Below are 19,563 nucleotides of genomic sequence, written 5' to 3'. Positions count from 1 at the left end.
AGGTGAGGAAATGGTTGAATTACAGAAATCTCAATTTGGTAAACATGTTATTATCGAGGAAAATCCACTATCAAGATGGTTATTTTCCAACACGACATCCGCGTGGATATGGTTGATTTTAAGATTATACCTTGGTTATTCTTGGTTAACTGCGGGAATTGGAAAAGTTACTTCCGACGTTTGGACAGGTGCCAATGCCGGAGTTGCTATTGAAGGATTTATGGGTGGTGCCCTGGCAAAAGCTGAAGCTGGGGATGTTGCAGGGTGGTATGCTTGGTTTTTGGAGAACGTCGTAATTCCAAATGCGGTCCCGTTTTCTTATATGGTTGCATGGGGTGAAGTGTTAATTGGACTTGGCTTAATCGTCGGACTTTTAACAGGTATTGCAGCATTCTTCGGCGCACTTATGAATATGTCATTCTTATTAGCAGGTACTGTAAGTTCGAATCCCGTTATGTTCATGATTGCAATACTACTAATTCTGGCTTGGAAAGTTGCCGGTTGGTATGGACTAGATCGTTGGGTGTTGCCTCGTTTAGGAACGCCTTGGTCCACTAGGAAACGAAAAGAATAAATAAAGACTATCCCAAGTTCTTTTACTTGGGATATTTTTTCGCCCAAAAATACTACATACCGCCATGTGTAGTTATTGGGTACATATTCCCCCCTTTAGCAAATGAAACCCTTCCCGTCTCTTCTGAAACAACGAGTATAAGTGCATCGCTTCGTTCACTTAAACCCAATGCTGCACGATGGCGCGTGCCAAGTTTTTTATCGCCTGTATATATTTCCGATAACGGGAGAACGTTTGCTGCGGAAACAATCTGATTCAGTCGAACCAACACAGCGCCATCATGAAGTGGGTTCCCAGGATAAAAAATGGATTCTAATAATGAATGGGTCAATTCTGCGCCTAACGGGATCCCCGGTCTTATCAAAGTTTCGAGCGAATCTTCACGTTCTATTACAATTAAAGCACCATGTTTCATTCTCGACATTTCTTGCAAACTTATTGACAACTCCGGATACTTGTCCGTAAATGGAGCTAAATAACAATTTAAGTAAAAAGTTGCAGCTTTAATTTCAATATCTAAAAACGTTTCCTTTATTTTTTCAAAATTACAAAGCAGACAATTGCTTTCATCATCAATTACTTCTAAATTACCCTGTAATTCACTTATAACTTTATGTATATCCTTTTTCAGGGTTTGTGTCATCGTCGTAAAATCACATTCCATATTTTCCACGTAACTGCACCTCTACTTTTTACTACCAAATGTACTGAAAGTTTACCCACACCAGAACTATTTAACCCTTTAATGACTAAGGATGCGAAGCAAGTGCAAAACTATGATCAAAGGTGGTGACATCAATGTCCAAAAAAAACAATCATAACAAAGGTAAAAAAGCGAATAGCGTAACACCGCAGGGTATTGCAGATACGGAATTCGCAACAGAGCCGAAAACCAAATTAGAAGAAGCTGCAAAAAAGAAAAACACAAAATAGGTACCTGTGCAAGGTGCAATTATGACAATTCACGGATTCGGATAAAAATTCAATGGGATACCGACAAGATGTTGTATAGTCGGTATCCCCTTCTTGTTTTATACAATTATAGTGAATTAACTGAATTCAATCTTGCACAGGTACCTTTTTTGTTCAAACTGATTAGATGATTCTATTCTCCACTAAATGGTATAATTCAAGAAAACTTACTAAAAGAGGTGCGAGACTATGATGATTAATGACGAAGCACGCGAACAACTACTGATTGAAGTAAATAGTTTAACAGATGAAGAATTAAATTGGATACCTACAGATAATAGATGGTCGATTCGTCAAGTGATGGAGCATTTATATTTAATGGAATCGAGTATTTCGAAAACGATAAAGCGCCAACTATTTACCGGAGTACAGAAACAAACTAGCGACAAGCCGATTGAACGGACAACAGACAGGTCATTAAAAGTCGAGGCCCCGGATTTTGCACAGCCAGGAGAAGTATTCGCTACGCTTGATGAACTGAAAAGTAAGCTTTCTAAGAGTCACAGTCAATTGAAAACAATCGCAAACACAGTTCCAGAAGAGGAACTTGCTGCAAAGTCCTATCCACATCCTGTATTCGGCGACATGAGTCTTAAACAGTGGATTCCATTTGTCGGCTACCATGAATTACGACACATCGAACAAATTAAAGAAGTCAAAGAATCGCTTAAAAATAAATAATCTTTATTGATTTGATGTAATGGAAATAGCCGAATTCGGGGAAATTTATGCTTTGCACAATTCAAGTAACCATCCACTTGTGAAATTCATTGTTTATGATGACTATAAAATAATATTCCCGCAATAATATAAAGCATGGAGAAGAATGGGAATAAGGGTATGTAATTGGAGAAGAACAAAAGAAATATACCCGAAACAATAGATACCCAAAACCACCTTGGATCTATATTAATCACCAATTGATAAAACGCAAACCATATTCCGATTACAATCAATATTAGTAATCCTACCATCCCATATAGGTAAAAATAACTTTGCCCTTGATAGGTTACTGGATCTCCAATCGCTGTTAAGTTGAACATTATATATAGGACAAAGAAGATTATCAGTGTAGTTAGAATGTTGAGGGACGTAAGTAAAATAATAGCTGATTTCCGCATATTTGGACTCCCCTCCTTCATATGTGTGAATCCTGAGACCATCATCTTTCATGATTAATCGTAATATATTCAGCTAGTCTTATTTCTTCCTCATTATCATTCAGATTGAAAATATATTCCCCACTTGGGAGATTTCCTTCGTTTTTATGCACGTACGCAATAACTTTTTCAAACTTTTCTTCAGCTGAAAGTTTCTTCGACTTTTCACTATATGTTAATTCGACAACGAAATGTAGATCTGGCAAATAGCCTTCATTGTTATAATTATTGTCCTCTAGCATGTGCTTGGTTAGTAAACCAGCAAATTCTGATGGTTCGTCGAATTTCCCCGCATTATAATCTGCAGTCAGCGATTTTACCAACATCTCTTTTTCCTTCTTATCCTCAATAAATACTGATGTTTTCGCCATCACATTCACACTATATAAAGAAACGCCTTTATGATCCTCAAGAAACTTGTCTATTTTATTTTTGTGTTCTGATTGATAGATTGAGGTCAGTAAAAACTCGCCTAAATTACGCAGCCCACCACTTTCAATGTCAATATCACCCAATGCCCGATATCCACTATTATCTGCGTCTATTTTAATACGCGCTTCAAATTCGAACTCGGGATTGTTTGTTGTGCGTACAGGGACCCTTAATCGTTCATCGTCAATTAGGGGAAGTGCATCAACGAAATCAAATTTCAATTTATCCATATTAGGAATAAGGTCCAAGTTAAAATCTTCTTTTCCTTTTCGAATTATTGTATCACGAATTTCCGATTGTACATTTTCATCATCCCTAAACGCTTTGGATTCTTTGGAAGCACAACCGCTCAAAAAAATGGTTGCTAACAACAGACTAGCTAACCATTTATTCATGCCTTTCACCCCTTACATCATTACAAAATGTTCAAATATACAGCACATTTAATCATTTTCCATCTCTAAGTATTTGTCTAGAACCATAAAAAACGCGATCAACTTTACCTTCTTCATTTGAAATAAATCGAATGGTATCGTGCTGATTCTTTTCAATTCCAACAAAAGTGTCATGACCGACATGCCGAAGCGGATTATGGGAGCCGCCTGTAAAGTGCATTAATTGACCATCTTTCACATCGATTTGCACGTTCATGCCTTCTCCTGATTTATACGTTCCGACAAACCTCTGAAATTCTTTTTCATCAATCGGCTCCGTTTCAAAATGGAGATGCGTGGCATCTGCTTCTCTTCCGCCAAGTACGTTGAGCGCGCCCATTAACAATCTACCAGAAGGTACACTGGCTAAGCTAGATAACGCGACGCCAGTCAAACCCCTTTCAGGCAGAATAAACATCAGTGAAGAAACGCCTTTCAAACCGCCGCCGTGTTCAATAAGCGTATCCCCATAATAATCCGACGTAATTCGCAAACCATATCCATAATAAATGCCAGTATTGTACTCAAAATGGGGATAAAGCATTTGAGCAACACTTGCCTGAGATAATATCCTTACACCGTCAACCATTCCTTCATTCCGAAAGATTTCCAAAAACCGTAAAATGTCATTGATGGTTGATTTCAAATAGCCTGCAGCTCTCATCGCAGGCGCATCCCACCAGATTTCTGTCGGATAAACAGAAACGCCCTCTTCAGTCGTTTTCGCCGCATACAGTCTTGTCACATTTTCAAAGCTGTTCAATTTCTCTAAATCAAAGAAAGTTCTCTCCAATCTTGCTGGTTTCAAAATATGCTCAGCCACGTAGTCCTCATAGGCTTGCCCACTTACCCTGCTAATAATGATCCCAAGTAATCCGTAAGAATCATTCGAGTAACTAAAAGAAGTTCCGGGCTCCGCAAGTAGTTGATAATTCAGCTCTTCAATAAAGCCAAACATCTCATCATATGTATCAATTGCCTGTCCCATATTATTAACTAAATCCAAATCGAGATAATCTTTCGCCGACGGATCTTTGTCAATACTGCGTTTACGCGCAAACACATGTGTAGAAGTCGGCGGAATCCCCGCAGTATGCGTCATTAAATGATGTATTGTAATCTGTTCCGTCTGCTTCACATCGGCTGTTTGAAATTCGGGTAAGTATTTCAATATTTGATCATGGACAGAAAGCTTGCCTGCCTCTTGAAGTTGCATAATCGCAACGCAAGTAAAGGATTTCGTCATCGAAGCAATCCCGAAAATTGTATCCGGCGTAATCTTTAGGTCATTTTCAACATCGCGATGCCCATAACCTTGCTCATACAGACGCTCACCACTCTTGTTAATTCCAATCCCGACTCCGGGGATATGGTTTTCTTCTACTAGTTTATTTGCATAGATTTCAAATTTCGACATATTCTTCATTTATAAATCTCCCTTACTAATAGTCTCGATTATAATCACTAAGTTAAATTTCTCCTGATAGTATTTCATTCGAGACCTATCGACAAATCCCTTCTTATTCTTAAAAGCTACATATGCCGTGTCGAATTATGACGATTCTTTAAATCAAGTTTTTGCAGTACCTAAATCTTCACTCGATGGAGTGAGAATAAACTTAGTTTGTGTATCACCAACATAAGAAACCCCGCTATGACTTGATCGACTCTGCTGTCAATTGAAAATGAAAGCAGTTCCGTAAGATCAAAATTAGAAGGTAGACAAAGTGCTGCGCTGATTTTAAAGTGGGTCGGTAGACTAAACATTCCGCCAAGTAACCCCATCAATATAAAGTACAAACAGGCAGGCATTAACAAAAAACCGCTTTTAACAGCATATTCTTTCCTTTCCTTTTCATCCAAACGCTGACTTGGATTTGGGGATGCGATTGGCCAATAGATCACAAAAGATAAATAAAGTAAAAATAACATATAAATTGTGTGTAAAGTTGGATATTGTGAAAAAACATGCAATATAGGTGGCAGATGGTACATAAAAAACAATAACGCAAAAATATAAAGAGCAAAACTAGGTGGGATAAATAACTTTTCTGTAAATCTTCTCCATGGATGATTTTCTATTTGTAAAAATAAAGAATAAGGAGTTCCTATCAGGAGGAGCGGTGGGATTATAAAGTAATGAATACTCATAAAAATCATATGAGTGCTGAATGATAAGTGGCTCATTGTTGATAAGGGGCTTCCCATCGATAAGTAAACAAGGATTATTCCTATTAGGAAGAGGCAGGGCTGTATGGAATGGAGTTTTATCTCTGTAAATCGGCGTAAAAGAACACTGTATACAATAATTACCCCAACAAGGCCCAGGAAGAAGAGAATATTCCAATCGTGAGCGACTAAACTATAAATAACAAGCAATAGAAACCCCCTCAGTGTTTGTGAAAGCAGGTATTCATATTATGTTGCCGGCTGGTTAAAACGTCTGGGGCGACAATTCAGGGAAATAATATCCCTCTTAATCTATGCTTCAATGCCCGGACTAATGCATTCATGTACTAAGTACTTAAATGAATTGATATTCTTAAAGATCACACTAAAAGTAAAAGGTCCGAAACCATTGTCGGTTTCAGACCTTTTACATCGTTGCTACTTTTTAGGTGCCATACGAGAGTCGACATTAAACATTTGAAATATACGTATGTATATCAATCTTAGCCAGCCGCTCAACAGCCATTCGCAAAGCCTCTACTTCCCGAACGAGCGCCAACCGGACATAGCCGGCACCTTCCGTACCGAATATACTTCCGGGTACCATTACCACACCACTTTGTTTAATCGCTTCAAACGCAAATTCCTTGTCGTCCATCTTAAACGGAAATTTCGCCCAAACGAACATCCCGCCATTTGAAGGTGTCACTGACCAACCGATTTCAGTTAAGCCGGCTGTTAACATCTGATGTCTTTCTTTAAACTCTTTACGTAATACTGCTGTAATTTCTTCAGCATGATCCAAAGCCATGGCAGCCGCTTCTTGAATAGGTTCAAATGTACCATAGTCTAAATTAGACTTGAATTGCTTCATTATGCTGATGATTTCTGCATTACCAACCATATAAGCAATCCGTGCACCTGCCAAACTAAAACTTTTGGACAATGAATTGATTTCAATGCCGACTTCAATCGCGCCAGGAATGGATAGGAAACTAAATGGTTTATCTCCTGTGAAATAAAATTCAGAGTAGGCGGCGTCATGTAGCACGATAATATTGTATTGCTTTGCAAATGCGATTACTTTTTCAAAAAACGTTGTCGTAGGCATTGCAGGCACAGGATTACCAGGTAAATTCAAAATAAGCATTTTTGCTTTTTGCGCAACCTCTTCGGGAATCGCATCTAAAACTGGTAAGAAATCATTTTCCGCAAGTAAAGGCATTTCATATGGAATTGCCCCTGCCAATTTTATGCCAACTTCATAAGCAACATAAGCAGGATTTGTTGTTAATACGATATCTCCTTCATTACAAAAAGCGAATGGCAGATGGACCAGCCCTTCTTGAGACCCCATCGTTTTCAAGACTTCCGTATCCGGATTTAGCGTAACGTCTGAACGTCTTTTATAATAATTTGCAACAGCCTCATGGAAACGTCTTGTCCCACCAAGCGTGTAACCGTATGCACTCTCCAAAATACTTTGCTCCGATAAGACTTGTCTTACTTTTTCATCAGGCGGTAAATCTGGGCTCCCTAAACTTAAATCAATTATTTCAACGCCAGTCTCTTTTTTGTGTTCTGCTGCTGCTTTTAAACTTCCGAAAATTGCTGGTTCAAAAATAGCCATTTTTTGCGAAGGCTCAATTTTCATCGAACTGCACCCCATTCTATGTAAATTAAATTTTTCAAAACACTTTGCTATGAACACCCTCTATTTAGTGTCCAACTTCTCCAAACGCACGATAAGCGACGCTCGCCAGCGTGATGCTAATTCTTGGATATCAAGTAACTTCTCAATACTTTCTTTGTCATTTACTCGTTGAAAATAAATGTCATTAGCAACTAACACAGACAGTTTTTCAGGATGTTGTTTGAGTAACGTAATTTTCGAATCGTCTCTAACAACGCCTTCCTTAAGTACTCGGCATAGATAACCTGTATATCCTGTTTCCACCATTCTTTTTAATAATAACGATAAATTCGTTCGCTTTGTAATTGTACTGCAAGGAATTCGACTTTGCGTAATTTGAATGACGGCCTCGCCAACTTGAAATATATCGCCTATATGAACATCTTTTTCTAACATATTTGCAACTGTTAAATTTTCACCAAATGCAGACGTTGGTAAAGTCGTCTTAAATTCCGCTTCCCATAACGTGTAATGTTCATAGGGATACATACAGACTGCGCGATCTGCCCCTCCGTGAAAACGTAAATCGGCCACACCATCCCCTCGAAATCCATTTTTCGTTAGAAATGCATCATGAACACTTTCTTTACAAATACCTGTATTAATTTCTTTACCATTTTCATAAATTAACGTTTTAGGAGTTCCGATAGAAAGATTATGAATCCTTTTCATTTGACTCATCTTTGAAAACGCCTCCTATTATTATCAAATTAGAACTTACTATAAATGATATTATACTATACAGAATTATTTAAAGTACAAAAGCAATGGAAATACATTGTATCCTAAAAAGTACCAACCAAAAGGTACCAACCAAAAGGTACCTGTGCAAGGTTGAATTATGACAATTCAAGATATCGTATAAAATATCAAAAAAAAGTCGACTAAGTGTTACATTGTCGACTTTCTGTTTTTATTATGCAATTGTAGTGAATAGTTTGATGCACAGGTACCCAATTTTGAGTACCCAATTTTTTCTAGCTTACGCCAGCTCTTCAGCTGTTTTCATATAATCTTTACTTTCCTCAGGATTGAAGCGGCCTTCTGATTTTGAGATGACAATTGTTGCCGTTGCATTTCCAAGTACGTTTACGACTGTTCGACCCATGTCAAGAAGTCTATCCACCCCTGCAATGAATGCAAGACCTTCTAGCGGGATTCCAACTGTGCCGAGTGTTGCTAGTAGAACGACAAAGGAAACCCCTGGTACACCTGCAATTCCATTAGATGTGACCATTAAGACCAAAACTAATGTGATTTGTTCCATAATGCTTAAGTTTATGTTATACATTTGTGCTATAAAAATTGCCGCAAGAGCTTGATAGAGTGTAGAACCGTCCAAGTTAAATGAATACCCCGTCGGAATGACGAAGGAAACAATGTCTTTTGGACAGCCTTTCTTCTCCATTTTCTGCATCAATCTTGGCAATACCGTTTCTGAACTTGCCGTGGAATACGCTAAGATTAATTCGTCTTTCAATAATTTGATCACTGAAAAAATACTTGATCCTACCATCTTGGAAATGAGACCAAGTACAACAACAACGAAGAAAATCATCGTTGCATAAACAAGAATCATTAATTTACCAAGTGGGATTAACGAACTTAAACCGAATTTTGACACGGTCACACCAATTAATCCAAATACACCAATTGGCGCAAATTTCATGATTAGATTCGTCACCCAGAACATTGCATCTGCTGTTCCTTGGAAAAATGCCAAGACAGGTTTTCCTTTTTCTCCGATAGACGCAATTCCTAATCCAAATAATACCGAGAAGAAAATTAGTGGAAGCATATCTGCATTTGCCATTGAATCTACAATATTACTTGGCACAATGCCTACAATGACATCCATAATTCCTTCATTTTGCACTTCTTCTGTCGTTTGAACATATTGATCGATATCGCCCTTTGTCAGTGATGACATATCGATGCCATCACCCGGCTTAAAAATATTTGCTGCCGATAATCCGACAACAATCGCAATTAACGAAACAAGCTGGAAGTATAGCATAGTTTTTCCGCCAAGTTTGCCTAATTGTTTGATATCTCCAGTTCCAGCTACACCAACAATTAATGTCGACACGATAATTGGAACAACGATCATTTTAATCATATTAATAAAGATTGTGCCGAGCGGCTGCATATAAGTTTCAACTGCAGGGTTTCCGTAAAAAATTGCACCAACGATAATCCCTAAGATTAATCCGACTAAGATTTGATAGGCTAAAGGAAATTTGAATTTTCTTTTCATCAATAAGTCACCCCTTCATCGTCTGTAAACGCTTTCTCAAAAAAAGTAAGCTTAAGAAACAGTTTACGGGCGACTTATTGAATCCGACAAAATCCGACATTATATACAGGATTTTTTTCTCCGTAGAATCATTGGTAATTCCATTAGGGGTGGCTGGTTTTATCAACAACTTCACGATACAACATTTGAATGAACTTTTTGCTATTCACTTTCACTTTCATTGGCGTATCCTCATTCGCCTGAATTTGTTTCATGCGAATTCTTATTTCTGCGAAGTCAAAAAAGCGGGGCGCGTAATATTCGAATTCTGGATTGGTGAAGTCAATGGAGCCTAATGAAGCTAAATTGTTAACAGCTGCAATAATTGTTCTTCGGATCCGTTGTTCAATGGCTTTACTTTCCTTTTCCACGTTTTTTACATCCATTTTTTTTGCGACTTTTTCATATAATTCTTTTAATGAAGGTACCTGAAGGTTATCATCCCCATTTTCCATTAGAATTTCAATCATCGATACGATATCATGGCTCCCGGACTCACCGACTATTCCCATATCATTTAAAATAGAAAGGACAGTTTCTTTCACATTCCTTCTCGTTTTTGTTGTCGTATTCGGGCCAAGGTTCACCAGAGAGTCTCGGATTTGCAATAAAGAATTTTTTAGTTGTAATTGTTCAGCTGTCTTCTTTAAAATGCTAGATACTTCAATTCGATTAATGGGTTTATGTATAAAAAATTCTACCCCTCTTTCATAGGCCTCCCCTACCATTTCTTTATTGACGACTTGAGAAATCATTATAAACTGGCCTTGAAATCCCTCTTTTTGTAACTGTTCGATAGTTTCAATCCCATCTAATTCCGGCATTAAAAAGTCAATTAAGACAAAATCAGGCTGCGTCGAAAGGATAAAAGGAAGTGATTTTTTTCCACTCTCCGCTTCGCCTATCACTGCACCAAGCGCACCTTCAGTTATAATTTGCGCTAACATTCGACGGCTTGCTGTATCATCATCTACAATAAAATATCGCAGCTTTCTTCAACTCACTTTCTAATTATTTCAGTTGGGATTTCGATTCGGAAAATCGTTCCATTTCCTGAAGAGTCTATTTGAATTTGACCATCTAATAGTCGAATAATTTCTTGGACATGCGACAAACCTATTCCAGTAGCGGCTACCCCTTGAACGCTATATTTTGTCGTATAACCAGGTTCAAAAATCACAGATACATCCGCATTTGGAATTCCTGCACCAGAATCTTTAATAATGAAATTGGTGGTTTCTCCTTCTTCAAATAACTCTATAACGATGTCTCCTCTTGTCTTAATCGATTCAACAGCATTTGCTACAATATTATTCAAAAGGGCAAGAAGTGGAATCTGTTGGTTCGTTTCAAAATCGCCGGCTATTGAAAAATGAAATGAAATGTTTTTCTTTAATAACTCACTATACTTCTTATTTGAAGTCACTACAATATCTATTAGATCGGACAAAAAGAAGTTTTCATTTCTTTCTTCATTTGTCATTTTAGACAAACCCGCAAAAATCCGTTGCGAGTCCTTTTTCACCTCGTGGATTTCTTGCGCGATGAGTAATGCTCGCGCACTTAACTCATGCAGCTCTTTCTTCTTTAATCTTCTATATAAGTCATGACTGGAAGCGGTAATTTGTTCGATATGATCCATCGACTTCTGCAAATACAAGGTTTCGGCATACAATTCAGAACCAAGACTCAACATTTCTTGCATCTGTTTCTTATGTTCCGAAATAATAATCGAGCTATACAAACCAACGACAAAATAGCTTCGCAGTAATGCGACTCCCACTAAAATTAACCATTCATGTAACGTTACATGCACACCATTTAATAACAATCTTGCAAGTTGTTCTACACTATTTCCTATAAACTCTAATGCTGCCGCCCAAGCTCCCAGGAGAAGCGGAGAAGTTTTATACTGCTCTATTTTAATAAAACTCAATCCCACTGCAAATAAAAAATAAAATAGAAAAACAGGGGAATGGGTTTTTAAACTTACCAACCAATCTGTATGGTTCAGCATATCTCCAAATAGTCGAAAACAAACAACTGTCAGGCCTGTAATTAGACCAGTACGAATCAGAAATGCTGGGGTTCGTATCAAAAGAAGAAGAAAGAAAGCAATACTTCCAAAACCGAAACGAAATTCATCACCATTAAAAGGAATTACTTTAATTTCACTTGCAATAGCAGTCATTAGCGCTATAAAAACTAAGTATAACCAATCACTTCTTTTGAAACTTTTACTGAAAAGGTTATTTAACATAACCGCGACCCTCCTTTGCACGTTCTAGACTATTTTAACAAAATATCTATACGTTCGACTATCATTTACTGTATTCATATTAAATCATGATCCCGGATTGCGCTAAATAGAAAGTCGTAATGAAATAACCACGCCAACAAATTCAGTAGCGTGGTTGCATTATCTAGTACTATTTACTTCACTGACTCCCTACTAACTACACAAGGAATAGCACACATTTCATACCAAAGATTACATTACTATTAATGTTTGTTGTAAAATAGAAATAGATTTAGATACCAGAAATACTAAAACGAACAACTATCAACTAAAGGAGTTTAAACTATCATGAGATTCGATGACATTATTGCTTTCACTATTCTTTTTCTATTCCTCATCGGCAGTATAACGATTATGGTTAAAGTCTTCAAAAGCAGGCCTTTAAAAATATTTCACGGAACAAAATACCTAGGGATAAATAACAAAAGTTAGTTTATCTTTTAAAGTATTTGATACATACTTTGTGAGAAATTATTGGATTCGGCCAAATGTTACTTATGAAGTAGTTTACAAGTTAAAAACTGAAGAAGGCAAGCTTACCATGTCCCTCGACAATCAACTTTTTGAAGAAACGACAACCTCTGTGGAAGGTTCTGTTCTCATGACGTTTGATAAAGTAAAACCTGTCGTAAAACTCGTCGGAGAGAATGCTAAGAATGGTCATGCTGAAGTTAAATTAATTAAACATCAATGAACTGTTTCCTACAAAAATAACCACGCTAACGACTTTGTCAGCGTGGTTATTTTTAATTTACTCTACTTCTTCAAATGTGAAATTTTCTATTGCCATAACTTGATTATTTTCATCCAGCGTTTTTACTAATTCCTCTTGCTCGTGTGTTAGTGATAAGACAACTGGAACTGCGCTGTTCGGTTGTAAAACACCAGTTTCTTCTTCAGCCATAGTCACGCGTTGTTTCTCCCAGACGAATTCATTATCTTTATTTCCTAATGTATAATCGAATGCGAAGTTTTTAATCGCCACCGGCAATTTGTTTATGCCAAAAAGGACTAATTTTGAATTTCCTTGATCATCATGGATGGTATTCACTACATAAAGACTGAAATCATTCTCTAGGCCAATGTCTGGGTTTTTTTGAATAATTTTGTTTAGCTCAGTGTATAACTCATTATTATCTAAAGTCGCTCCTGCTTCTGCGTCACCTTTTAAAACTTGTAATTTCAAACCTGCTTCGCTCCCATCCGTCTCACTGCCAGCTTTTTCATGACCCTTTGAAGTGTCCTCTGTTTGGTTCGTCTGGCCATCGACAGCTGTTCCAGCATTTCCTTCTGTTTTCCCGCACGCCGCCAAAGCAAGAATTGATAAAATCGTTAATAATACTAGATACTTTCTCATTTTGATATCTCCTAACTTAAACGCTATTTTATAAAAGGTACCTGTGTGCATGGTTGAATTATGACAATTCATGACTTCAGATAAAAATTCAAAGAGTATCAACGAAGCTTTATATGGCCTGTTTCCCATTTATATTTCATACAATATCAGTGTCTTTCTGAATAACTTCTTGTACAGGATACCTTAAATCTACTTCTAAAAAAAATTAAAAATGAAATAACCACGCCAATAAATTTGGTAGCGTGTTTACATTATCTAGCTAGTAATACTTATTTCACCTCTTCATATATGAACCCATCAATTGACATCACTGTTTGACCTTCTTCTAGACTATTTAATATTGCAACCTGTTCTTCAGTAATCGACAATACGATTGGAAGTGCACTGTCCGGTTGTAAAATTCCTGCAGTCTCTTCTTTCATTTCAACTGGTTGTCTTTCCCATACATATTCTTTATCTTTGTTGCCTAACGTATATGTGAATTCAAAGTTTTTAATCGCTACTGGTAACCTGTTGATTCCTAATATGACTAACTTCGAATTCCCGTCATCATCATGGTATGTATCCACAACGTAAACACTAAAATCATTGTCCGCCCCGATTTCAGGGTTTTGTTGAATGACTTTGTCTAGCTCATTGTAAAGGAGATTATTTTCTATTGTCATTCCAGCCTCTTCGTCACCTTTTAAAACTTGTAACTTCAAGCCTTTTTCGCTCCCGTCTGTTTCAATACTATTTTCCTCAAACTCTGTTTTGTTTTCTTCGTTGGTGACAGGTTTCTCTGTATTATTTTCTGTCTTCCCACATGCTGCTAAAGCGAGAACAGATAAAACCGCTAATAATGCCAAGTACTTTCTCATTTTGATATCTCCTAACTTAAACAATATTTATTTTTGATAAGCACCTTAGAAAAGGTACCTGTGCAAGGTTGAATTATGACAATTCATGACTTCGGATAAAAATCCAAAAAAGCGTACCAATAAACGGCACCTAAAAAACCATTAAAATAGAATTTAGGTACATTAAATCGACAATAAACAACTATGCATTCATAATAGAATTATAAATTGTAACCAGCCCACATATCTTTGAACTACTAGTAAAGGAGTTTAACAATATGAATAATATTTTCTATTTTACGATGGTGATCCTAATTTTTTTATCGATTGTCATTGGCTATACAATACTAGCCATTAAAATTGCGAAAGGCCCTAAAAAATTATTCTTAGGCACAAAATACTTTGGTTTCAAAAAGATCAGTTTAAACTTTACATTGTTTAATACGTTCTTCATGCGAAATTTTCTGGTTCAACCGAATGTTACCTATCAAGTGATTTACAAGTTGGAAACTAAAGAAGGTGATCTAACGATGTCCCTTGATAACCAACTTTTCGATGAAACCACTTCTTCTACAGAAGGGACTTGTTTCATGGAGTTTAATAAAATAAAGCCTGTCTTAAAATTAGTCGGGACACATGCAAAGGATGGTCGCGCTGAAGTTAAGCTAATTAAACAATGAAAAGACATCTTTTTTCAAGTGATTCCTAAGTCCAGTATCCACCGCTCATAAAATAAATAAGAAATAACCACGCAACCAAATTTGTTTGCGTGGTTATTTTTTTCTGGTAATATTTATTTCACTTCTTCAAATGTGAAGTCATCTATTACCATCACTTGATTATCATTGTCCAAGCTTTTCAATAATTCCTCTTGCTCTTCAGTAAGCTCCAATACAATCGGAAGAGCGCTGTTCGGCTCTAAAATACCCGCCTCTTCCTCGTTCATTTTAACGCGTTGCTTTTCCCAAACATATTCATTATCTTTGTTACCTAATGTATACTTAAACGAAAAGTTTTTAATCGCCACCGGTAATCGGTTTATTCCAAAAAGGACTAACCTAGATTCGCCTTGATCGTCATGGATTGTATTCACTATATAAAGACTGAAATCATCCGCCACGCCGATAGCCGGATTTTTTTGAATTATTTTATTTAACTCTCTGTATAATTCACTATTCTCTAAAGTTACACCTGCTTCTTGGTCACCTTTTAAAACTTGTAATTTCAAACCTTGTTCGCTCCCATCCGTCTCACCGCTCTGTGAATCTCCTTCTGTTCCGTTCGTTTCAGTCCTGTTAGTATCTTCTGCTTGATTCGTCTCATCATTAACAGGTTTATCAGCATTTCCTTCTGTTTTGCCACACGCTGCTAATGCAAGAACCATTACAATTGTCAATAAATATAAATACTTTCTCAATTTAAATGCTCCTAACTTTTGATTATACTATGTTGTTTTTAATAAATCATTTTATTCTTTATTAACAGGATAAGTAACTTCTATTTGACGTAATTCACTTGAAAGTTCAGTTGTTTGATAAATTTCTTTGTCTGCTGGTAACCCTTTCGTCATGACCTTTATATGTAAGACAAATCCTTCGCCAGGCTTTAATTCACCTAAAAAGTGTTCTGGAAGGTCTAATTTTACATTACTTAGCGTCGCTTCAGGATTTGCTGGCACTTGAAAGGCCATCTTAGCATTCAAAGTGTGAATCAATTTATCGGTTTTATTTATAAATACGCCGATTACGGTAATGATACGATCAACATGCGAATAAAGCCCTCTCAGTAAGACAAAGTTAACTGTATTCTGTTTGAAATCGAATTCATTTTCATCAAAAAAGGTTTGAATATCTGTTAATTCTCTTTGCACTTCAGGATGATTTCTTTGTTTTTCATGTGCTTTTGCTAATACAATCTCTATTCCCACTAGCTGTGTATCTTCCCTTCATATGGATGACTTTTTAATTGACCAAATTCCCTATCTTCGTCGATATCCAATTTAATGATGCTTTTATTTGTCCAATTAAACCTTCTGTACTGTATGCTTCATTTTGTAACCTCATTAATTCTGTATTTAAATCATCCAAATTCCTGTCAACCTTTTTAATGTAGGTTGATAAACTCCCTTTGATTAACGAGCTTTTAAATAAGTTATTATGTTCATTCAATAACTGACCTTTCCAATGAGTATGACTTTCCTTGGATTCCCCATTCAACTTACTTTTAAAATCTAGCAAATCACTTTTCAACTCTTCAAATTTCCCTATTATAACTTTAAGAGATTCAATTCTAACATTTAGAGAATCTATTTGTGAACTGCAATGATTTAACTCAGATTGTTTTAAGTTGTACTGATTTTGAAGCGTGATTCTTTCGTTCACATCTTTCACCACCTATTCTCTTCTACCACGGCCATTTCAATTGTACGGTTGGTACTTGCACGGCTATCTTGATTCCCGCTAAGACCTTTAAATTAATGTCTAATTCATTTGCTCGTACATTAAAGTAATCAGTAGAGTAAAACGGTTCACTCTCGAACTTCAAACCTACTCCAACTTGTAAACCTGCACTCACTTCTCCATCTATTCCCAAAACAGATTTCACTTCATTAAATTCAGATCCCGGGCTTTCCACACCAAATATTGTGATGCCGGCCTCCGCCTTTGCGCTTGCCGCAGTTGCTTCTCCGCCTAATCCAACTTTAACATTGTCATCTGGATCTAATGGAAGTACGAAAGAGGCATGACCATCTGCTGTAAAAACCTCTGCCGACCCACTCGCATACCCATTAAATTCCTCAGATCCGACCATAACCTTGCCGTCAGATTTGGCATACGCAACGTTCCCTTCAACTGATACCCCATCTTTTCCTAAATGAAAGTCTCCATCCGCAGCCAAAAGCTTGCCTTTTACTTCACCTGTCCCATATCCAAATAATGTTTTTCCTTCGATGGAGCCTTTCGCCATGGCAGCTTCCCCTTCGGCATCAAATGCAAGTCCATCTCGTGTAAATTGACCAGATGCGCCGGCTAAATAACCAGAACTAGCCAAATAATTTTGATCACTTGTTCCAACAACCCATTGCCCCTCATCGCCCCTTGCAACACCCGCATGATGTATAAAAGGATCATCTTCTACCATAGTCTCAAAAGCCCCATTACTTTCAGTTGAATACCATGCTTGTTCCGGAATTTTATTTAACTTACTATAATGAATGCCATTTTTATCACGAAAGTTTTCAGACAGCTCAAAAATATTTCTTTGTAAATGTGACACACGTGTTATCAAATCACCTAGATTATTGGAGACACGAGAATCGATTTCCGAAAGTTCATTACGCCTTCTATTAATATTTTTCAACACTTCATCAAATGATTGAAAAACTTCGTCTCCTGGCAAGTTTGTAGTTGCAATAAATTCAGATGCCTGACTAAGTAATTGATTTGCATGGCTATCAATCGCTAAAAACTGTCCGCTTTTCCCATTAATCCGATCCTTTACGCCTTCCATTGTAGTTGAACCAACAATGCCACGATTGCTTTGTTCAAACATTAAAAAATCGGATTGCACTTTTTTTGCTGCTTCTAATACCTCTGCCATTATGTTAATAATTTTCTGAGATAAATTGATATGAGAAATACTCATATACGCTTTAAAAGCATCCCCCGCTTGACCACGGAAGTTATTCGTTTTCGAAAGAATAAGAGATGTTTTATACTGCTCGTATAATCTTGTGGATACATCATCTCCATACTTATTTAATTTTTCAACAATCTCATTCAATTCCTCATTTACTAGCCTAGGCATAGCATTCACCCATCCATTTCATTTGCAAGGTTTAAGTCCTTCTGCACCCATTTCTCTCTTAAAGATTCCATTTCCGCAACATCCTTATTTGACAATGCCATGTATTGTTCGACGCATTCGTTAAATAGATTCACTATCGCAATTAATTCACTCACTGAATCTAAAATGGTATCTTTATTTGCATTCACAGTATCCTTTACAGAAAGACTCGCTAGTTCCCCTGTAGTCGCTTTAAAACTATCAACCTCGCCTTTAAAAGCATCCGGATTTAAATAAACCTCCAAATTTTACCCCTCCTTATAATATCGCAAATGCCCTTCTCTAATTTTATAATCTCTTGCTTTTAAAAACTCCATCATGTCATCTTGATTAATCGTTTCCAAAATGGCCATTGCTTCAAAATAATTGATGCCGTTAAAGTGAAGCCTTCCAACCTTTTCAATAAATTGGAAAGGATAAAGAACCAACTCCTGATAGAGTGATTGATAGATGTCTTTTATTGCTTTTTTTACATTCTTATCTGTAATTGGTGTGAAGACATCATGCTTATATTGCGCTAGTTTATCTTTGTATACGAGACTCGCATCCAAAGGATCCACCTCGATTAAATAAGCGCCTCTAAATAGGATTTGACCAATGATTGTAAGTACGACATACTCCTTGGCCAAATCAGTTAAAGTTGGCTCTCGATCAAATTTAATACTACCAACTGCATAATTCCCCTTAGATTTAACGACCAATTTTTCATCATGTAGGCCATAAATATCAACTGGTTCATAAAGTTGCATGACTTCTTTATCAGCGAATTTCTCCACATTGAGATTTCTTACAGTTTTCACATCGATATTCCCATGAATAAATAGAAAACAATTTTCAGGATAAAAGAGTGATTTCCTTATCGTATGGACGGTATCAAGGTCAACGTCTAACAAGTCTTTCGTGAGTCCATCTAATTTGAAAGACTTGTTGGCATGTGTGAATTCCTGAAATTTCATTCGGCCGCGGAAATTTAAATCTTTATAATTCTTTTTAAACCGATTAAGAGTATTTTCCTTTTCAACAAGCCATTTTTCTTCATCTAGCTCGATTGTAAATAAAGTATCAAAAATCGTTTGAACGTCTGATAAAAACCTGGCTTTTGACGTTTTAATGAGAAGACTGGATGATGTCATCGAGACGACAGGAGTTATTTCTATAGAATGATTTGTTTTGATAGACGCAGCTACATAATTAAGGAACAGCTTAGCAGAGGCTGACCCAATCAAGATAGTTTCATTGTTATGTGATATTTGTCTAGGTAAAAATCCGGTGCCGATCGATAATGATACGTAAACATCATCTTTTAGATCTGCGGGATTCAGGCTTACCTTCACATCATTTACGTCAAATAAATGCATCGTTTGGGCTCCTTTTATTTTGTATACGCTTGATTAAAGGTTAAATCATATAAGTTATTTTAAATCATATAAGTTATTTTTCGTTTCTATCAACAAAATATAGTTGAATTGCTATGGTTAATTATAGCAAAGCA

At 36.7% G+C, this 19,563-nt stretch carries 22 protein-coding genes; 5 read left to right on the top strand and 17 right to left on the bottom strand.

Annotated elements, in window-relative coordinates; all coding sequences use genetic code 11:
• Positions 1 to 10 precede the first annotated feature (10 nt).
• On the top strand, positions 11 to 574 hold the full coding sequence (locus J4G36_RS01790) for a DoxX family protein (RefSeq protein WP_210468111.1): 564 nt from the start codon (positions 11 to 13) through the stop codon (positions 572 to 574).
• A 52-nt stretch (positions 575 to 626) separates the two neighbouring features.
• On the opposite strand, the gene cdaS is transcribed toward J4G36_RS01790, so the two are convergent.
• Complete coding sequence (gene cdaS / locus J4G36_RS01785) at positions 627 to 1,238, bottom strand: sporulation-specific diadenylate cyclase CdaS (protein ID WP_210468110.1); 612 nt, start codon at positions 1,236 to 1,238, stop codon at positions 627 to 629.
• A gap of 134 nt (positions 1,239 to 1,372) precedes the next feature.
• Between cdaS and sspL the strand changes: the two genes are divergently transcribed.
• Together sspL and J4G36_RS01775 are read left to right on the top strand one after the other, a co-directional pair.
• Positions 1,373 to 1,507, top strand: a complete 135-nt coding sequence (sspL, locus tag J4G36_RS01780; RefSeq protein WP_210468109.1) for a small, acid-soluble spore protein L — start codon at positions 1,373 to 1,375, stop codon at positions 1,505 to 1,507.
• 228 nt (positions 1,508 to 1,735) lie between these two features.
• Positions 1,736 to 2,227 carry a DinB family protein gene (locus J4G36_RS01775; protein ID WP_210468108.1) on the top strand — a complete coding sequence of 164 codons (492 nt, stop codon included), beginning with the start codon at positions 1,736 to 1,738 and terminating at the stop codon, positions 2,225 to 2,227.
• A 481-nt stretch (positions 2,228 to 2,708) separates the two neighbouring features.
• Here the strand turns inward: J4G36_RS01775 and J4G36_RS01770 are convergent, their stop codons facing one another.
• The 8 genes from J4G36_RS01770 to J4G36_RS01735 form a co-directional block, all read right to left on the bottom strand.
• A complete protein-coding gene (locus J4G36_RS01770) occupies positions 2,709 to 3,533 on the bottom strand; it encodes a hypothetical protein (RefSeq protein ID WP_210468107.1) in 825 nt (274 codons plus the stop codon).
• Positions 3,534 to 3,585: 52 nt separating this feature from the next.
• On the bottom strand, positions 3,586 to 4,998 hold the full coding sequence (locus J4G36_RS01765; protein ID WP_210468106.1) for a serine hydrolase: 1,413 nt from the start codon (positions 4,996 to 4,998) through the stop codon (positions 3,586 to 3,588).
• Positions 4,999 to 5,159: 161 nt separating this feature from the next.
• Positions 5,160 to 5,951 carry a cytochrome c oxidase assembly protein gene (locus J4G36_RS01760; RefSeq protein ID WP_210468105.1) on the bottom strand — a complete coding sequence of 264 codons (792 nt, stop codon included), beginning with the start codon at positions 5,949 to 5,951 and terminating at the stop codon, positions 5,160 to 5,162.
• Positions 5,952 to 6,210: 259 nt separating this feature from the next.
• Positions 6,211 to 7,395 carry an aminotransferase class I/II-fold pyridoxal phosphate-dependent enzyme gene (locus J4G36_RS01755; protein WP_210468104.1) on the bottom strand — a complete coding sequence of 395 codons (1,185 nt, stop codon included), beginning with the start codon at positions 7,393 to 7,395 and terminating at the stop codon, positions 6,211 to 6,213.
• A gap of 60 nt (positions 7,396 to 7,455) precedes the next feature.
• Positions 7,456 to 8,115 carry an MOSC domain-containing protein gene (locus J4G36_RS01750; protein ID WP_210468103.1) on the bottom strand — a complete coding sequence of 220 codons (660 nt, stop codon included), beginning with the start codon at positions 8,113 to 8,115 and terminating at the stop codon, positions 7,456 to 7,458.
• A gap of 301 nt (positions 8,116 to 8,416) precedes the next feature.
• Entirely contained in the window at positions 8,417 to 9,691 is a 1,275-nt protein-coding gene (locus tag J4G36_RS01745; RefSeq protein ID WP_210468102.1) for a cation:dicarboxylate symporter family transporter, read from the bottom strand.
• 143 nt (positions 9,692 to 9,834) lie between these two features.
• Positions 9,835 to 10,719 carry a response regulator gene (locus tag J4G36_RS01740; RefSeq protein ID WP_210470378.1) on the bottom strand — a complete coding sequence of 295 codons (885 nt, stop codon included), beginning with the start codon at positions 10,717 to 10,719 and terminating at the stop codon, positions 9,835 to 9,837.
• 11 nt (positions 10,720 to 10,730) lie between these two features.
• Positions 10,731 to 11,990 (bottom strand): sensor histidine kinase, encoded by a 1,260-nt coding sequence (locus J4G36_RS01735; protein WP_210468101.1) that lies wholly within the window; start codon positions 11,988 to 11,990, stop codon positions 10,731 to 10,733.
• A gap of 502 nt (positions 11,991 to 12,492) precedes the next feature.
• On the opposite strand from J4G36_RS01735, the gene J4G36_RS01730 reads away from it, so the two are divergent.
• Positions 12,493 to 12,723, top strand: coding sequence for a hypothetical protein (locus J4G36_RS01730; protein ID WP_210468100.1), 231 nt, complete (start codon positions 12,493 to 12,495; stop codon positions 12,721 to 12,723).
• 57 nt (positions 12,724 to 12,780) lie between these two features.
• Here the strand turns inward: J4G36_RS01730 and J4G36_RS01725 are convergent, their stop codons facing one another.
• Together J4G36_RS01725 and J4G36_RS01720 are read right to left on the bottom strand one after the other, a co-directional pair.
• A complete protein-coding gene (locus J4G36_RS01725; protein ID WP_210468099.1) occupies positions 12,781 to 13,386 on the bottom strand; it encodes a hypothetical protein in 606 nt (201 codons plus the stop codon).
• A 269-nt stretch (positions 13,387 to 13,655) separates the two neighbouring features.
• A complete protein-coding gene (locus J4G36_RS01720; RefSeq protein ID WP_210468098.1) occupies positions 13,656 to 14,246 on the bottom strand; it encodes a hypothetical protein in 591 nt (196 codons plus the stop codon).
• A 257-nt stretch (positions 14,247 to 14,503) separates the two neighbouring features.
• Between J4G36_RS01720 and J4G36_RS01715 the strand changes: the two genes are divergently transcribed.
• Positions 14,504 to 14,905 carry a hypothetical protein gene (locus tag J4G36_RS01715; RefSeq protein ID WP_210468097.1) on the top strand — a complete coding sequence of 134 codons (402 nt, stop codon included), beginning with the start codon at positions 14,504 to 14,506 and terminating at the stop codon, positions 14,903 to 14,905.
• 113 nt (positions 14,906 to 15,018) lie between these two features.
• Here the strand turns inward: J4G36_RS01715 and J4G36_RS01710 are convergent, their stop codons facing one another.
• The 6 genes from J4G36_RS01710 to J4G36_RS01685 are packed head-to-tail and all read right to left on the bottom strand — an operon-like array spanning position 15,019 to position 19,429.
• The gene (locus J4G36_RS01710; RefSeq protein ID WP_210468096.1) at positions 15,019 to 15,642 is read right to left on the bottom strand and encodes a hypothetical protein; all 624 of its coding nucleotides are present in this window, start codon (positions 15,640 to 15,642) and stop codon (positions 15,019 to 15,021) included.
• 51 nt (positions 15,643 to 15,693) lie between these two features.
• Positions 15,694 to 16,152 (bottom strand): hypothetical protein, encoded by a 459-nt coding sequence (locus J4G36_RS01705; protein ID WP_210468095.1) that lies wholly within the window; start codon positions 16,150 to 16,152, stop codon positions 15,694 to 15,696.
• Between the two features lie 34 nt (positions 16,153 to 16,186).
• A complete protein-coding gene (locus J4G36_RS01700) occupies positions 16,187 to 16,606 on the bottom strand; it encodes a DUF5082 family protein (RefSeq protein WP_210468094.1) in 420 nt (139 codons plus the stop codon).
• A 22-nt stretch (positions 16,607 to 16,628) separates the two neighbouring features.
• A complete protein-coding gene (locus tag J4G36_RS01695; RefSeq protein WP_210468093.1) occupies positions 16,629 to 18,032 on the bottom strand; it encodes a T7SS effector LXG polymorphic toxin in 1,404 nt (467 codons plus the stop codon).
• 5 nt (positions 18,033 to 18,037) lie between these two features.
• The gene (locus J4G36_RS01690; RefSeq protein WP_210468092.1) at positions 18,038 to 18,316 is read right to left on the bottom strand and encodes a hypothetical protein; all 279 of its coding nucleotides are present in this window, start codon (positions 18,314 to 18,316) and stop codon (positions 18,038 to 18,040) included.
• Positions 18,317 to 18,319: 3 nt separating this feature from the next.
• On the bottom strand, positions 18,320 to 19,429 hold the full coding sequence (locus J4G36_RS01685; protein ID WP_210468091.1) for a hypothetical protein: 1,110 nt from the start codon (positions 19,427 to 19,429) through the stop codon (positions 18,320 to 18,322).
• Positions 19,430 to 19,563: the final 134 nt, after the last annotated feature.

The sequence above is a fragment of the Sporosarcina sp. 6E9 genome (assembly GCF_017921835.1).
GTDB lineage: Bacteria > Bacillota > Bacilli > Bacillales_A > Planococcaceae > Sporosarcina.
This window is presented reverse-complemented; position numbering and strand designations above follow the sequence as displayed.

What these genes read in the sequence shown, in the direction of transcription:
- J4G36_RS01770 (WP_210468107.1), bottom strand. Translation starts at nt 3,533, where the DNA reads ATGAATAAATGGTTAGCTAGTCTGTTGTTAGCAACCATTTTTTTGAGC.
- J4G36_RS01715 (WP_210468097.1), top strand. Translation starts at nt 14,504, where the DNA reads ATGAATAATATTTTCTATTTTACGATGGTGATCCTAATTTTTTTATCG.
- J4G36_RS01755 (WP_210468104.1), bottom strand. Translation starts at nt 7,395, where the DNA reads ATGAAAATTGAGCCTTCGCAAAAAATGGCTATTTTTGAACCAGCAATT.
- J4G36_RS01725 (WP_210468099.1), bottom strand. Translation starts at nt 13,386, where the DNA reads ATGAGAAAGTATCTAGTATTATTAACGATTTTATCAATTCTTGCTTTG.
- J4G36_RS01685 (WP_210468091.1), bottom strand. Translation starts at nt 19,429, where the DNA reads ATGCATTTATTTGACGTAAATGATGTGAAGGTAAGCCTGAATCCCGCA.
- J4G36_RS01745 (WP_210468102.1), bottom strand. Translation starts at nt 9,691, where the DNA reads ATGAAAAGAAAATTCAAATTTCCTTTAGCCTATCAAATCTTAGTCGGA.
- J4G36_RS01790 (WP_210468111.1), top strand. Translation starts at nt 11, where the DNA reads ATGGTTGAATTACAGAAATCTCAATTTGGTAAACATGTTATTATCGAG.
- J4G36_RS01775 (WP_210468108.1), top strand. Translation starts at nt 1,736, where the DNA reads ATGATGATTAATGACGAAGCACGCGAACAACTACTGATTGAAGTAAAT.
- J4G36_RS01765 (WP_210468106.1), bottom strand. Translation starts at nt 4,998, where the DNA reads ATGAAGAATATGTCGAAATTTGAAATCTATGCAAATAAACTAGTAGAA.
- sspL (WP_210468109.1), top strand. Translation starts at nt 1,373, where the DNA reads ATGTCCAAAAAAAACAATCATAACAAAGGTAAAAAAGCGAATAGCGTA.
- cdaS (WP_210468110.1), bottom strand. Translation starts at nt 1,238, where the DNA reads ATGGAATGTGATTTTACGACGATGACACAAACCCTGAAAAAGGATATA.
- J4G36_RS01720 (WP_210468098.1), bottom strand. Translation starts at nt 14,246, where the DNA reads ATGAGAAAGTACTTGGCATTATTAGCGGTTTTATCTGTTCTCGCTTTA.
- J4G36_RS01735 (WP_210468101.1), bottom strand. Translation starts at nt 11,990, where the DNA reads ATGTTAAATAACCTTTTCAGTAAAAGTTTCAAAAGAAGTGATTGGTTA.
- J4G36_RS01695 (WP_210468093.1), bottom strand. Translation starts at nt 18,032, where the DNA reads ATGCCTAGGCTAGTAAATGAGGAATTGAATGAGATTGTTGAAAAATTA.
- J4G36_RS01750 (WP_210468103.1), bottom strand. Translation starts at nt 8,115, where the DNA reads ATGAGTCAAATGAAAAGGATTCATAATCTTTCTATCGGAACTCCTAAA.